This is a genomic window from Streptomyces caelestis (assembly GCF_014205255.1).
GTDB lineage: Bacteria > Actinomycetota > Actinomycetes > Streptomycetales > Streptomycetaceae > Streptomyces > Streptomyces caelestis.
Genome location: NZ_JACHNE010000001.1, coordinates 4,422,401 through 4,436,291, shown reverse-complemented (window position 1 = coordinate 4,436,291; position 13,891 = coordinate 4,422,401). Strand labels below are relative to the sequence as shown.

Genomic DNA, 13,891 nt, shown 5'->3' with positions numbered 1-13,891 from the left:
GGTTCCCTGTGGGGGCTTCCGCGCTCAGCGGTTCTCGATGACGACCGACTCGATGACCACGTCGTTGACCGGGCGGTCGGTGCGCGGGTTCGTCTGGGTCGCGGCGATGGTGTCCACGACCTTCTGGCTGGCCGCGTCGGTGACCTCGCCGAAGATGGTGTGCTTGCGGTTCAGCCACGCCGTCGGCGAGACGGTGACGAAGAACTGCGAGCCGTTGGTGCCCGGCCCGGCGTTGGCCATGGCCAGCAGGTAGGGCTTGTCGAAGCGCAGGTCCGGGTGGAACTCGTCCTCGAACTGGTAGCCGGGACCGCCGGTGCCGTTGCCCAGCGGGTCACCGCCCTGGATCATGAAGCCACTGATCACCCGGTGGAAGACCGTGCCGTCGTAGAGCCTGTCCGTGGTCTTCTGCCCCGTCTCCGGGTGGGTCCACTCCCGCTCGCCCTGGGCGAGCTCGACGAAGTTCTTGACCGTCTTGGGGGCGTGGTTCGGCAGAAGCCGGACTTCGATGTCGCCGTGGTTGGTCTTCAGGGTGGCGTAGAGCTGCTCAGCCACGATCTGCCTTCCGTTGTCTTTCTGTGACTCCCTGATCCTCGCATGGACGGGGCTCCGCGTCGCCCGACCTCCGTTTCACCGGGGGTAAACCGGGCCGATCGCTTGCAGAAAACCAGTCGAGTAGTCCCGGGGCGGGGGCGCGCGGCGGCGATCCGTGGCATTGTCGACGACAAGCTCCTGTTGCCCCCTATTCATCCGCTATTGCATGTGATCCGCTCCCGATCAGCACTCGGTCCGCTCTTGATCCGTTTTCGACCGGAGATGGCCCGGAGCCGGTTCCCGTGACCCGGATGCCCGCTCGCGCATGCCTGGCGGCGCACTGGGAGGCATGATCCGTAAAAGGGTGGAAAGTCGAATTACCGTACGCCACCGAGGAGGAGGAACCCGTGACCCGCATCGACAGCGTGCGCGCCGCGACTGGTTCGGCGAAGGACAGCGTGCTGCACGCCGCGGAAGTGGTGGCGCCCTACGCCGACACGGCCAAGGACAGGGCCGCGCACTACGCACACGAGGCACGCGTACGGCTAGCGCCCAAGGTGACGCAGGCCGCCGGGCAGGCGCGCGTCCAGTACGGCACCCATGTGCAGCCGTATCTGGAGCAGGCCCGCACGCATGTGCCGCCGAAGGTCGACCAGGCCGCCGTCCGCACGCGCCAGGCCGCCCGGCAGGCGGCGGAGTACTCCAGGCCGAAGCTCGAGCAGGCGATGGCCGTGGCCGTGCCCGTCACGACCGAGGCCGCCGCCCGGAGCGCGGCCGCGATGGCCGCGCTGCGCGGTCAGGTCTCGTCGAAGGAGGTCCAGAAGCTGATCCGCAAGCACGAACGGCGGGCGAGGGCCGGCCGGGCCGTGAAGACGCTGGTCGTTCTGGGCGCCCTCGCGGGCGGTGCCTTCGCGGCCTGGAAGTGGTGGGACAAGCAGGCCAACCCGGACTGGCTGGTGGAACCGCCCGCCGCGACGGAGGTTCCCGAGTCGGGCCGTCTGACCTCTGTGGACGGCAGTGGTGAGTCGGTTCTGGACCCGGAGGTCGAGGCGAAGCAGGCCGAGGACGAGACCGCGCGACGCGACGACCGTTCCTGACGGCCACTGGATCGGAAAGCCCGGCCAGGACCTGACAGCACGGCGGGGCGGGAGACCTGAGGCTCAACTCTGAGAGCCTCGGGAGTCTCCCGCCCCGCCGTGCTGTTTCACGTGAAACAGCACGGACTGGCACCGCCCGGTGGCAAAAAATGCCCTCCGAACCACGTTTCCGCAGTTCGGAGGGCATTCAAGAGTGGAGCCTAGGGGAGTCGAACCCCTGACATCTGCCATGCAAAGACAGCGCTCTACCAACTGAGCTAAGGCCCCCGGAAGAGGAACATCCGCCCGGAGAGACCACGTCCCGGCGGGTGTCGGAGACCAGAGTACCGGGTCACCCCCGGGATTCCGCAAAAGGATTGGGGGTCCCCGTCGCCGACCACTCTCCGTAAGATGCTCGGCATGGTTCGCTACCGCGAACCGCCGTACTTGGGGAAGCGATGGGGAGACGCAATGGACGCCGCACAGCAGGAAGCCACCGCAAGAGCGCGGGAACTGCAGCGGAACTGGTACGGGGAGCCGCTGGGGGCGCTCTTCCGTAAGCTCATCGACGATCTTGGTCTCAACCAGGCTCGTCTCGCGGGGGTTCTGGGACTGTCCGCACCGATGCTGTCGCAGCTGATGAGCGGTCAGCGGGCGAAGATCGGCAACCCCGCTGTCGTGCAGCGGGTGCAGCTGCTCCAGGACCTGGCGGGGCAGGTCGCGGACGGCAGCGTGAGCGCGGCCGAGGCCACTGAGCGCATGGAGGAGATCAAGAAGTCACAGGGGGGCTCGGTGCTCAGCAACACCACGCAGACAACGAGCAGTTCGGGGGCTCCCACGGTCAAGCGCGTCGTCCGGGAGATCCAGTCGCTGCTGCGCTCGGTCGCGGCGGCGGGCGACATCATCGACGCCGCGGAGACCCTCGCCCCGACCCACCCGGAACTGGCCGAGTTCCTCCGGGTGTACGGCGCCGGCCGCACCTCGGACGCGGTCGCGCACTACCAGTCCCACCAGAACTGACCCCGTCACCCGGCCGCCGAAGGGGGTTCGGCACCGGGCTTCGGGTGATGGGACGGGGGATGCGTCACGGTACGGGCGGGCACGAGGGGGCGTGTGCCGTACGGGGGACCGGTCGACGCGAGGGGGACGTGTATCGCTCATAGGGGGAGTCGGGGGGGAGCCGTTTCACCCGTCGGGGAGTCGTCACGCTCGTCGAGGGGGAAGCAAGGGGGGAGACCCCAGGGGGAGGAGCGACGTACAGCCATGGGTGAGGTGTTCGCCGGCCGGTACGAACTGGTCGACCCGATCGGACGCGGAGGGGTCGGCGCCGTCTGGCGTGCCTGGGACCACCGACGCCGCCGCTATGTGGCCGCCAAGGTCCTGCTCCAGAGCGACGCGCACTCGCTGCTGCGCTTCGTCCGCGAACAGGCCCTGCGGATCGACCACCCCCATGTGCTCGCCCCCACCAGCTGGGCCGCCGACGACGACAAGGTCCTCTTCACCATGGACCTGGTCGCGGGCGGCTCACTGGTCCACCTCGTCGGGGACTACGGCCCTCTCCCGCCGGTCTTCGTCTGCACGCTGCTCGACCAACTGCTGGCGGGACTGGCCGCGGTGCACGCGGAGGGCGTCGTGCACCGCGACGTCAAACCCGCCAACATCCTGCTGGAAGCCACCGGTATGGGTCGGCCGCGGCTGCGGCTGTCCGACTTCGGCATCGCGATGCGACTGGGCGAGCCCCGTCTGACGGACACCAACCTCGTGGTGGGGACGCCCGGTTATCTCGCGCCCGAGCAGATGATGGGGGCGGAGCCGGACTTCCCCGCCGACCTGTTCGCCGTGGGCCTGGTCTCGCTGTATCTGCTGGAGGGTGCCAAGCCGGACAGCAAGGCGCTCATCCAGTACTTCGCCGAGCACGGAACGCCCGGTGCGCCCAAGGGCATTCCGGAGCCGCTGTGGCAGGTGGTGGCCACGCTGCTCCAGCCGGACCCGCAGGCCCGGTTCCGTACGGCCACGGGGGCGCGCAAGGCGCTCGCCGCCGCCGCGGAGCTTCTCCCCGAGCCCGGACCGGACGACGAGCTGATCGAGATCTTCGACCAAATCGGCCCGCTCCCCCAGGGGTTCGCTCCTGAGGGCCCGCTGGAGAGAGCGCGGGGGCTACGGCCGAGAGAGGACGAGCTGCCCAGTGCGGTGACGGGCGTGGAGAGGTCCGGTCCGGCGGACGAAGGGCGGTCCCGGCAGGACTCCCAGGCTCCCTCGGGAACGGGCGCGTCGGCGTCGTGGCAGGCCTCCGCCAACGGTGACGCCTGGTCCGATCCGGCCGCAGCGGTCGTACCGCCCGGCCCTCGCCAGGACACCGCCCCACCGGCCGGCCCGGCTCAGCCGCCCTCCATGTCGGACACCGGCAGCTTCCACCTGCCGCCGCCCCAGGCCACCGTCACCAACTCCCCCACGCCGGACCACGACGCACAGGTACAGGCACAGGCCCCGCACCAACAGGCCCTCTACTCCCCCTATGACCCCACACACCGCCTGTCCGCGTCCCAGCCGCTCCCACCGGCGTACCCGAGTCACCACAATCCCACGGGCTATCCCGGTCAGCCCCTGCCCCTCGCAGCACAGGAACCGACCCACACCTCGACCGCCCCGTACACCGCCCGGACCCCGCAAGCCCCACCGTCCGGGCAGGGGACCTCACGGCACCGAGCACAGCGCCCTTCCCGCCGCCCCGGCCCCCCGGCCAAGGTGGCGGTCCCGCTCCTGCTCCTCGCCCTGGCCTGCTACGCCGTAGGGTTCTGGGCCCTGACCCGCATCTGAGCACCCGGGGGCCTCAGCCGGCCCGCACCCGGCTCCCCTACACGGCGCTCCTCCGCCGAGTGCCCACGGTCCACACGCCGAGCCCCACCAGCAGCGCGCTCCCGATGCCGATCCCGCCCACGGCGACCACCCGCATCGCGGTGTCGTCGCCGCCGGCCACGCCCTCGGCCGCCGCCTGCCGGTCCTGGTCGGAGACGTCGAAGACGCCCTTCGGCTCGGACTCCCCCACGTATCCGGGCCCGCGCCGCGCCTCCCCGCTCACCTGGACCCGCAGGGTCATCGGGAACGGCCCGTCCCCGAAGCTGTCGGCGACGCTCTCCGCGAGGTGCGCGACCAGGTAGTAGGAACCGGCGAAGCGCATCGCACCGACCTTGCCGAGAGCGGCGTAGCGGTTGGCGTGGTCGACCGGCGGCAAGGGAGGCAGGCTGCCGGACTTCGGACCGCCGGTGTAGCCGACGCCCACGTCGGCGACGGGGCCCCGCGCCGGGTTGTACAGGGTCAGGTCCAGCGCGTCGGGCGTGTAACCGGTGCCGCCGGAGGCCGAGCTGCCCAGGTCGGCGGTGACGTGGAGCTGCTGGCCCCAGTCGAGCGGCACCTCGTAGAAGAGCGTCTGGCCGGGCCGGATGTCGTCCCGCCAGACTCCCTGGTCCAGCGGCGTCGCCCCGGCGAACCCCGCACCGCCCCGGCGGTCCTCGGCCTCCCCCAGGAGCGGCTGGGGCGAGGCGGAGTTCCACACCTCGGGTGCGCTGGTCGGCCCGGTCTTCGCCGTCCGGGGCTCCGTCATGGCGACGAGTTCGAGATCCCAGGCGCCGGGCGAGGAGCCCTCGCCCTTCGGGTCGACGCGCTCGACGGAGACGTAGTAGGTCCCGGCCTCCTGGCACAGCGACTTGGTGGGCGAGATCTCGCGCCGACCCCACGCCGCGATCGGGTGCGGGCTGCGGGCGGCGCCGAAACTCGCGGTGTCGTCCGAGCAGGAGGTGCCGTCGTCGTCCTGCACGGACACCTTGAGCCCGTCGATGACGGAGACGGTGCTGCCGGGGGAGGGGACGGCGGTGACGGAGACGTACGCGTTCGACGTGGCGTCGAGCTGGAGGAGGTAGCTGACCTTGCCGTTGCTCGGGAGGGAGCTCTTGTAGGCCGTGCCGGGCGTCAACAGCTTGGCGTCACCGGTGCTCCTCGCCCCCTCGACGCTCCGGGCGTCGTCGGCGAAGGCGTACGGACTCGGCGACACGGCCGTACCGGACGCCCCGGCGGCGGCCAGGGCGGCCTGGCCGGGCACCACGGCGGCCGTCGTACCCAGCACCACCGCCACGACACCCAGACGCACGACCAACGGCGGACGGCGACCGCGCCACGCGCCCGCCCGCCCCCACGCCGTACGACACCGTCCCCTCACGCGCCACCCCTCACGTCACCGGACCGCAGAACCGCCGTGAAACCGCAAACCGTGGAACCGTGGCCCATCCTGCCGCGCCACCGTGTCCCCCGTCCCGCCGTCCCCGCAGACATACAAAACCCCGACCGCGAGGCGGCCGGGGTGTGCTCGGTATGAGATGTCGTGACTCACGAACCCGTGGGCACGGAGTCAGTCGCCTCCGTCCACAGATCCTGCTCGGCGCGATCCGCCTGGATCTGGCGGTACACGAGGAGCCCGCCGATGGCGGCCAGTGCGACCAGGAGAAGCTTCTTCACCGCGCGACCTCGTCTTTCCTTGACGTAGGGGACCTCTGGCGCCCGACTATACACACCGACCGATACCGATCGGTGACCTGAGTCGGCCCTCAACTCCCGCTCCGAAAACCGGGATAGAAGCGGAGTGCGCCGCTCCGACCGGAGAGCGATCACACGCCGACGGACGGTTACTTTCGCCGCCCTCCTCCTCTTTCCTCACCTTATTACCCCTCTTGCATCCATTCGAGTGGTGTTCATCGGAACATCGACGCGCCACGGGCGTCGGTCCCCCACTTCTCGACCCCCATACACATCATGAGGAAAGTACGCAAATCGCCCAACCCGAAAGTGAGGGGTTATGGCCCGGAACAAGGTCATGAAGCTGTGGACCGCCATCGTCACCGCCTTCCTCGCGCTGTGCACGGCGCTCGGATTCGTCACCACGAACGCCACCGCGGCGGTACCGCAGCCCGAGCAGCGGCGCAACAGCACGCTCATCCCGCAACAGCGGACCGCGTCGGCGACGGCCCCCTGGTCCTTGTCCTACGCCAAGGCCCTGCCCCCCACGATGAAACAGCGCATCCACGCCGAAGCCCACGGCAAGTCCCCCAGCTGCCGCCACCGCCCGCTCGCGGACACGACGGCGTCCCCCACCGCCGACTGCACCGACGACGACACCGACGCCGACGGCGACCCAGCGGACCATCTCACTCCGCTGCAGCGCTGATATCCCCAGCAGCTCCCGGCGACCCGCGTACAGGCCCGGCAGCTCCTCGGAGCCGCCGGGCCGTCTGGCTCTCCGAAGACCCCCGGCAGCAGAAGCTCCCCGCGCACGCCACTAGATGTCAAAGACCCCCAGCCCGTATCGACTGGGGCGCCTTCGTGACCACCGGCCAACCGGCCAGCGACTCGGTGGCAGGTCCTCCGGGGTCCGGCGCCGGCCGGCGCTGTTCGTGTTTGTTGGTGTCAGCTGTTGCTGTCAGGAGCCTGCTGCACGCTCTTACGCAGGGACATGGACTCCACGTCATAGCCGTTGCGGTGATACAGGGCAATAGCTGCCTCATCGTCCCCGAAGACATTCAAGCCGAGATTCCACGCGTTCCCCACGACCTCGCCTGATCCGTTCTCCGCGACCACGAGATGATGACCAGTCGTGTCGAGCCCCATCTTCGACCGCTCACTGGTGGCAGCGGTACCGCTTCAAGCGCTTGCCGCTGAGGCTGGCTACTCCCCGCGCACGATCACTACTCCGGCCGGCCCTCGCGGACGGCGCCCCCGCCATCTCGGAGCCTGAGCGCCCCCGCCGGAGGCATGGCTCGGGCCAGGGCCGTGCGGCAGCTCGTGGAACCAGGCCAGGTCAAGACCTGCTCCCTCGGTTCCCACCGCGCCAGCGAGGCACCCGAGGGAGCCCACTGCACCGTGAGCCTGTGGCTCTCCCTCGACCCCGCCGACTACACCTGCGGAGGCTCAGGCTGGCTGGACAGCGGCTTCTGCGTCTGGGAAGGAGACGTTCACCTGGCGGCCGACGAACGGTTCCCCCTGCACGCCTCCTGACGCGGTCCCGGCGGTTGGTGTCAACCGTTGGTACCAAAAGACCCCCGGCCCTATGGGCCGGGGGTCTTCGTGCTGGTGGGGCTAACAGGATTTGAACCTGTGGCCTCATCCTTATCAGGGATGCGCTCTAACCAACTGAGCTATAGCCCCGCCGCGCTCTGCGGGAGTGTGTCCCGCGCGCTGACTCCTGAAGATTAGCGCACGACATGGGCAGTCCCAAAATCGGTTGTCGAGGCACCCGCGTCCGCCGTCAGCGAGGGATCTGCGAGGGATCTACTCGTCCTCGGCGAGCGTCAGCTCCACACCGCCGACGAAGCCGGCGGACAGGTTGTAGATGAACGCGCCGAGCGTCGCGAGGGCCGTCGCCAGCACGACGTCGATGACCGCGATGACCGACGTGAACATCAGGACGTTGGGCAGCGACAGGAAGGCCTGGAGGTCGAAGCCGTTCGACTCGTTCGAGCCGGTCGCCTCGGAGATCGTGCCGCCGACCGTGGAGAAGACGCCCATCGCGTCCATCACCATCCACAGCACGGCGGACGCCACGATCGTGCAGATGCCCAGGGCGATGGAGAGCAGGAAGCTGACCTTCATCACCGACCACGGATCGGCCTTGGCCACGCGCAGGCGGGCCTTGCGGACGCGCGGCGTGGTGCGGGCGCCGGTGCGGGGACGCCGTGCGGCACCGGCGGCGCTACCGGCTCCGGCGGCGGCCGGCTGCGCCGGGTAGGCCTGCGGCGGGTGGTACGGCCCGGCCTGCTGCTGTGCCTGCCGTTCCCCCGGCAGGGGGGAGGCCGTCGGCGCGGCGGTGCCCTTCTCCTGCGCGGCCGACTCGGGCTGCGGCTGGGCGCCGGATACGGACGGGCCCGCTCCAGCGGTGTGCTGCTGGGTCTGCGGACCTCTGCTGTCCGTCACAGTTTCCCCCTGCGATCCATGCGCGTCAGGCGAGGGCGAGGGCGAGTCCTTGGTCGGGGACTTGATCGCCTTCAGATTGGTCGTGTGCGGGTCCGCCGCACGCGCGGCGGAGCCACGGCCGCCGTCGTCCGTGTCCGTACCCTTCGAGGTACCCCTCGGTCCGGCGCCCGTGGCTCCGCTCACGCTGACTCACTCCTCGTGCTACTCGGCCGAGGGCGCCTCACCCTCGTCCGTGCCGGCGGTCGCGCCTTCGGCGGTCTCGTCGACGACCACGTCGCCGTCGACTTCCTCCGCCTCGCGTCCCGCCTCGGCGTTGCGTGCGATGCCGACGACGGCATCGCGCTTGCCCAGATTGATCAGTTGGACGCCCATGGTGTCACGGCCGGTTTCCCTGATCTCGTTGACTCGCGTACGAATCACACCGCCGCCCAGCGTGATGGCGAGGATCTCGTCGGTCTCCTCGACCACCAGCGCGCCGACGAGGGATCCACGGTCCTCCACGATCTTGGCGGCCTTGATGCCGAGGCCGCCGCGACCCTGGACGCGGTACTCGTCGACGTTGGTCCGCTTCGCGTACCCGCCGTCGGTGGCAGTGAACACGAACGTACCGGTTCGAACAACATTCATCGAGAGCAGCTCGTCGCCCTCGCGGAAGCTCATGCCCTTGACACCCGAGGTGGCACGGCCCATGGGGCGCAGGGTCTCGTCCGAGGCGGTGAACCTGATCGACTGTGCCTTTTTGCTGATCAGAAGCAGATCGTCGTCGGCCGAGACCAGTTCGGCTCCGATCAGTTCGTCGTCCGAACCGTCCTCCATGGAACGGAGGTTGATCGCGATCACACCGCCGGAACGGGGCGAATCGTAATCCTTCAGAGGCGTCTTCTTCACAAGTCCGGCCTTGGTGGCGAGGACGAGGTACGGAACCGCCTCGTAGTCGCGGATCGCCAGGATCTCGGCGATCGCCTCGTCGGGCTGGAAGGCGAGCAGGTTGGCGACGTGCTGACCGCGGGCATCCCGGCCGGCGTCGGGCAGCTCGTAGCCCTTGACGCGGTAGACGCGGCCCTTGTTGGTGAAGAACAGCAGCCAGTGGTGCGTGGTGGACACGAAGAAGTGGTCGACGATGTCGTCTTCCTTGAGCTTCGTGCCGCGTACGCCCTTGCCGCCGCGCTTCTGGGCTCGGTAGTCGTCGGTCTTGGTGCGCTTGATGTAGCCGCCCCGGGTGACCGTGACGACGATGTCCTCCTCGGCGATCAGGTCCTCGATGGACATGTCGCCCTCGTACGGGATCAGCTTGGTCTTGCGGTCGTCGCCGTACTTCTCGACGATCGCGGCCAGCTCCGCGCTGACGATGCCCCGCTGACGGACCGGGGAGGCCAGGATCTCGTTGTACTCGGTGATCTTCGCCTGGAGTTCGTCGTGCTCCTGGACGATCTTCTGGCGCTCCAGGGCTGCCAGTCGGCGCAGCTGCATCTCGAGGATGGCGTTGGCCTGGATCTCGTCGATCTCCAGGAGGCTCATCAGGCCGCCGCGGGCGATCTCGACGGTGTCGCTGCGCCGGATCAGCGCGATGACCTCGTCGATGGCGTCCAGGGCCTTCAGCAGACCACGCAGGATGTGCGCGCGCTCCTCGGCCTTGCGCAGCCTGAAGCGCGTACGGCGGACGATGACCTCGATCTGGTGGGTCACCCAGTGGCGGATGAACGCGTCGAGCGAGAGCGTGCGCGGCACGCCGTCCACCAGCGCCAGCATGTTGGCACCGAAGTTCGTCTGCAGGTCGGTGTGCTTGTAGAGGTTGTTCAGCACGACCTTGGCGACCGCGTCCCGCTTCAGCACGATGACCAGGCGCTGGCCGGTGCGGGAGGACGTCTCGTCGCGGACGTCCGCGATGCCGCCGATCTTGCCGTCCTTGACCAGGTCGGCGATCTTCTGCGCGAGGTTGTCGGGGTTCGTCTGGTACGGCAGTTCCGTGACCACCAGGCACTGGCGGTTCTGGATCTCCTCGACCTCGACGACCGCGCGCATGGTGATCGAGCCGCGGCCGGTGCGGTAGGCCTCCTCGATGCCCCGGCGGCCGACGACGAGCGCGCCGGTCGGGAAGTCCGGGCCCTTGATGCGCTCGATCAGCGCGTCCAGCAGCTCCTCGTGGGAGGCCTCGGGGTTCTCCAGGTACCACTGGGCGCCGGCGGCGACCTCGCGCAGGTTGTGCGGCGGGATGTTGGTCGCCATGCCGACCGCGATACCGGCCGAGCCGTTGATCAGCAGGTTCGGGAAGCGGGCCGGCAGGACGGTCGGCTCCTGGGAGCGGCCGTCGTAGTTGTCCGTGAAGTCGACGGTCTCCTCGTCGATGTCACGGACCATCTCCATCGACAGCGGCGCCATCTTGCACTCGGTGTACCGCATCGCCGCGGCCGGGTCGTTGCCCGGGGAGCCGAAGTTGCCGTTGGAGTCGACGAGCGGCATGCGCATCGACCACGGCTGCGCGAGGCGGACCAGCGCGTCGTAGATGGAGGAGTCGCCGTGCGGGTGGTAGTTGCCCATGACGTCGCCGACGACGCGGGCGCACTTGTAGAAGCCGCGCTCGGGGCGGTAGCCGCCGTCGTACATGGCGTACAGCACGCGGCGGTGGACGGGCTTGAGGCCGTCACGGACGTCCGGCAGCGCACGCGAGACGATGACGGACATCGCGTAGTCGAGATACGAGCGCTGCATCTCCGTCTCGAGCCCGACGGGCTCGACACGCATGGCCAGGGCGTCACCCTCGGGCGTCGTCACGGGAGTGTTCTCGTCGGTCATTGCTGGTGAAGGTCCTTCCTGGTGCGGTCAGCTGAGACCGACTCAGATGTCGAGGAAGCGGACGTCCTTGGCATTGCGCTGGATGAACGCGCGGCGGGCCTCGACGTCCTCACCCATGAGGACCGAGAACAGGTCGTCGGCCTGGGCGGCGTCGTCGAGGGTGACCTGGCCGAGGACGCGGTGCTCCTGGTCCATGGTCGTGATGCGCAGTTCCTCGGCGTTCATCTCGCCGAGGCCCTTGAAACGCTGGACCGAGTCCTCGCGGATGCGCTTGCCGGCCTGGCGGCCCATCTCGATCAGGGCGTCGCGCTCGCGGTCGGAGTACGCGTACTCGAAGTCGTCCTTGCCCCACTTGATCTTGTAGAGCGGCGGGCGGGAGAGGTACACGTGCCCGGCCTCGACCAGCGGCCGCATGAAGCGGAACAGGAAGGTCAGCAGCAGGGTGTTGATGTGCTGGCCGTCGACGTCGGCGTCCGCCATGAGGATGATCTTGTGGTAACGGAGCTTCTCGATGTCGAAGTCCTCGTGCACACCGGTGCCGAACGCGGAGATCATCGCCTGGATCTCCTGGTTCTGGAGGATCCGGTCGATGCGCGCCTTCTCGACGTTGAGGATCTTGCCGCGGATCGGGAGGATCGCCTGGTACTGCGGGTTCCGGCCGGACTTGGCCGAGCCGCCGGCGGAGTCACCCTCGACGATGAAGATCTCGCACTTGATCGGGTCGTTCGACTGGCAGTCGGAGAGCTTGCCCGGCAGGGACGCGGTCTCCAGCAGGCCCTTGCGGCGGGTCAGGTCGCGGGCCTTGCGGGCCGCCACGCGCGCGGTGGCCGCCGCGATGCCCTTGCGGATGATGTCCGCGGCCTCGTTGGGGTTGCGGTCCAGCCAGTCGTTCAGGTGCTCGTAGACGACCCTCTGGACGAAGGTCTTGATCTCGGTGTTGCCCAGCTTCGTCTTCGTCTGGCCTTCGAACTGCGGCTCGCCCAGCTTGACCGAGATGATCGCGGTCAGGCCCTCGCGGATGTCGTCACCGGTGAGGTTGTCGTCCTTCTCGCGCAACAGCCGCTTGTCGCGGGCGTACTTGTTGATGAGCGAGGTCAACGCGGCCCGGAAGCCCTCTTCGTGCGTACCGCCCTCGTGGGTGTGGATGATGTTGGCGAAGGAGTACACGCCCTCCGTGTAGCCGCTGTTCCACTGCATCGCGACTTCGAGGGAGAACTGCCTGTCCTTGTCCTCGGCCTCCAGGTCGATGACGGTGGGGTGCACCGCCTCGCCCTTGCGGGAGTTGAGGTACTTCACGAAGTCGACGATGCCGCCCTCGTAGTGGTACGTGACCGTCTTGACATCGGCGGTCTCGTCCGCGCCCGCCTCGTCCGCCCCGGAGGTGGCCTTCGCGGACTCGCGCTCGTCCGTGAGCCTGATCGTGAGGCCCTTGTTGAGGAACGCCATCTCCTGGAAGCGCCGCGAGAGCGTCTCGAAGGAGTACTCGGTGGTCTCGAAGATGTCCGGGTCGGCCCAGAAGGTGACCGAGGTGCCGGTCTCCTCAGTGGCCTCGTGCTGGACGAGCGGCGCCGTGGGGACGCCCATCTTGTAGTCCTGCGTCCAGCGGTGGCCGTCGGTCTTGACCTCGACGGTGACCTTCGAGGACAGCGCGTTCACAACGGAGACACCCACGCCGTGCAGACCGCCGGAGACCGCGTAGCCCCCGCCGCCGAACTTGCCGCCCGCGTGCAGCACGGTCAGCACGACCTCGAGGGCCGGCTTGCCCTCGGAGGGGACGATGCCCACCGGGATACCACGGCCGTTGTCGACGACCCGAACGCCGCCGTCGGCGAGGATCGTCACGTCGATGGTGTCCGCGTGGCCGGCCAGCGCCTCGTCGACCGAGTTGTCGACGACCTCGTACACGAGGTGGTGCAGTCCTCGCTCACCGGTCGAGCCGATGTACATACCGGGTCGCTTGCGGACCGCGTCCAGACCCTCGAGGACGGTGATGGCACTGGCGTCGTACGACGCCGTTACGGAGGCCTCGGCGACTCCGGCCGGGGCCTCGGTGGACGGGATGTTCTCGTTGGGGTTGCCGGAATCGGCCACGAAGCGCCCTTTCTGGCACAGCACGAGCCAGGCTCGTCGGCGGGTTGCCGGAGCGGCTGCGGCATGTTGCGTTGGTAAGCCTTGATCAGCGTTGCTCAGCTTTTCCCGGACGGTCCCCACGATTGGGGCGGGATTGCCTCCAGTCTACCGGTAGCACTGACACTGATGGGGGTTTGCCGGTACCTGAGTCCGCATGTGCCGCCCTCAACCGGTCTTCCCCGACTCCCGATATACGGATGGGGGCTCCAAGAGGCTCACGGAGGCACTCAGCGCTTCTGGCCGTCAACCCTTGGCTACTTCGGAGTCAGGTCGCGATTCGCAACCGTGTGCGGTGCTGCGTCGAGAGAGGCGCCGGGGCGCCGAGCGGGCCACCGACACGCATTTTTGTGATGTCAGTCACTTGTTGCCGACCGGCCGAAAACGGGCGCCGATCGGGCCCTCGC

12 protein-coding genes and 2 tRNA genes are annotated in these 13,891 nt (G+C 68.8%); 5 read left to right on the top strand and 9 right to left on the bottom strand.

What is annotated here, in order from left to right:
• Positions 1-24: 24 nt before the first annotated feature.
• The gene (locus HDA41_RS20175; RefSeq protein ID WP_184985838.1) at positions 25-552 is read right to left on the bottom strand and encodes a peptidylprolyl isomerase; all 528 of its coding nucleotides are present in this window, start codon (positions 550-552) and stop codon (positions 25-27) included.
• 386 nt (positions 553-938) lie between these two features.
• Between HDA41_RS20175 and HDA41_RS20170 the strand changes: the two genes are divergently transcribed.
• Entirely contained in the window at positions 939-1,628 is a 690-nt protein-coding gene (locus HDA41_RS20170; RefSeq protein WP_184985836.1) for a DUF5324 family protein, read from the top strand.
• A gap of 194 nt (positions 1,629-1,822) precedes the next feature.
• Here the strand turns inward: HDA41_RS20170 and HDA41_RS20165 are convergent.
• Positions 1,823-1,895 (bottom strand) — tRNA-Ala (locus tag HDA41_RS20165).
• 183 nt (positions 1,896-2,078) lie between these two features.
• On the opposite strand from HDA41_RS20165, the gene HDA41_RS20160 reads away from it, so the two are divergent.
• A complete protein-coding gene (locus HDA41_RS20160) occupies positions 2,079-2,627 on the top strand; it encodes a helix-turn-helix domain-containing protein (protein ID WP_086560503.1) in 549 nt (182 codons plus the stop codon).
• Positions 2,628-2,870: 243 nt separating this feature from the next.
• Entirely contained in the window at positions 2,871-4,424 is a 1,554-nt protein-coding gene (locus HDA41_RS20155) for a protein kinase domain-containing protein (protein WP_184985834.1), read from the top strand.
• A 37-nt stretch (positions 4,425-4,461) separates the two neighbouring features.
• Here HDA41_RS20155 and HDA41_RS20150 read toward each other — a convergent pair whose 3' ends face one another.
• Together HDA41_RS20150 and HDA41_RS40640 are read right to left on the bottom strand one after the other, a co-directional pair.
• A complete protein-coding gene (locus tag HDA41_RS20150; RefSeq protein WP_184985832.1) occupies positions 4,462-5,757 on the bottom strand; it encodes a hypothetical protein in 1,296 nt (431 codons plus the stop codon).
• A gap of 230 nt (positions 5,758-5,987) precedes the next feature.
• Positions 5,988-6,116 carry a DLW-39 family protein gene (locus HDA41_RS40640; RefSeq protein ID WP_003999697.1) on the bottom strand — a complete coding sequence of 43 codons (129 nt, stop codon included), beginning with the start codon at positions 6,114-6,116 and terminating at the stop codon, positions 5,988-5,990.
• A gap of 337 nt (positions 6,117-6,453) precedes the next feature.
• On the opposite strand from HDA41_RS40640, the gene HDA41_RS20140 reads away from it, so the two are divergent.
• Entirely contained in the window at positions 6,454-6,822 is a 369-nt protein-coding gene (locus HDA41_RS20140) for a DUF6344 domain-containing protein (protein ID WP_184985829.1), read from the top strand.
• Between the two features lie 239 nt (positions 6,823-7,061).
• On the opposite strand, the gene HDA41_RS20135 is transcribed toward HDA41_RS20140, so the two are convergent.
• The gene (locus HDA41_RS20135; protein ID WP_230299485.1) at positions 7,062-7,262 is read right to left on the bottom strand and encodes a hypothetical protein; all 201 of its coding nucleotides are present in this window, start codon (positions 7,260-7,262) and stop codon (positions 7,062-7,064) included.
• Positions 7,263-7,406: 144 nt separating this feature from the next.
• Here HDA41_RS20135 and HDA41_RS20130 point away from each other — a divergent pair, with 144 nt between their 5' ends.
• On the top strand, positions 7,407-7,649 hold the full coding sequence (locus HDA41_RS20130; RefSeq protein WP_184985827.1) for a hypothetical protein: 243 nt from the start codon (positions 7,407-7,409) through the stop codon (positions 7,647-7,649).
• A 73-nt stretch (positions 7,650-7,722) separates the two neighbouring features.
• Here the strand turns inward: HDA41_RS20130 and HDA41_RS20125 are convergent.
• The 4 genes from HDA41_RS20125 to gyrB all read right to left on the bottom strand — a co-directional run bounded on the left by HDA41_RS20125 (position 7,723) and on the right by gyrB (position 13,472).
• A tRNA-Ile gene (locus HDA41_RS20125) sits at positions 7,723-7,799 on the bottom strand.
• A 123-nt stretch (positions 7,800-7,922) separates the two neighbouring features.
• Positions 7,923-8,747: a DUF3566 domain-containing protein gene (locus HDA41_RS20120; protein ID WP_184985825.1), complete on the bottom strand. Its 825-nt coding sequence runs from the start codon at positions 8,745-8,747 to the stop codon at positions 7,923-7,925.
• An 18-nt stretch (positions 8,748-8,765) separates the two neighbouring features.
• Complete coding sequence (gene gyrA / locus HDA41_RS20115) at positions 8,766-11,357, bottom strand: DNA gyrase subunit A (protein WP_184985823.1); 2,592 nt, start codon at positions 11,355-11,357, stop codon at positions 8,766-8,768.
• A gap of 42 nt (positions 11,358-11,399) precedes the next feature.
• The gene (gene gyrB, locus HDA41_RS20110; RefSeq protein WP_184985821.1) at positions 11,400-13,472 is read right to left on the bottom strand and encodes a DNA topoisomerase (ATP-hydrolyzing) subunit B; all 2,073 of its coding nucleotides are present in this window, start codon (positions 13,470-13,472) and stop codon (positions 11,400-11,402) included.
• Between the last annotated feature and the right edge of the window lie 419 nt (positions 13,473-13,891).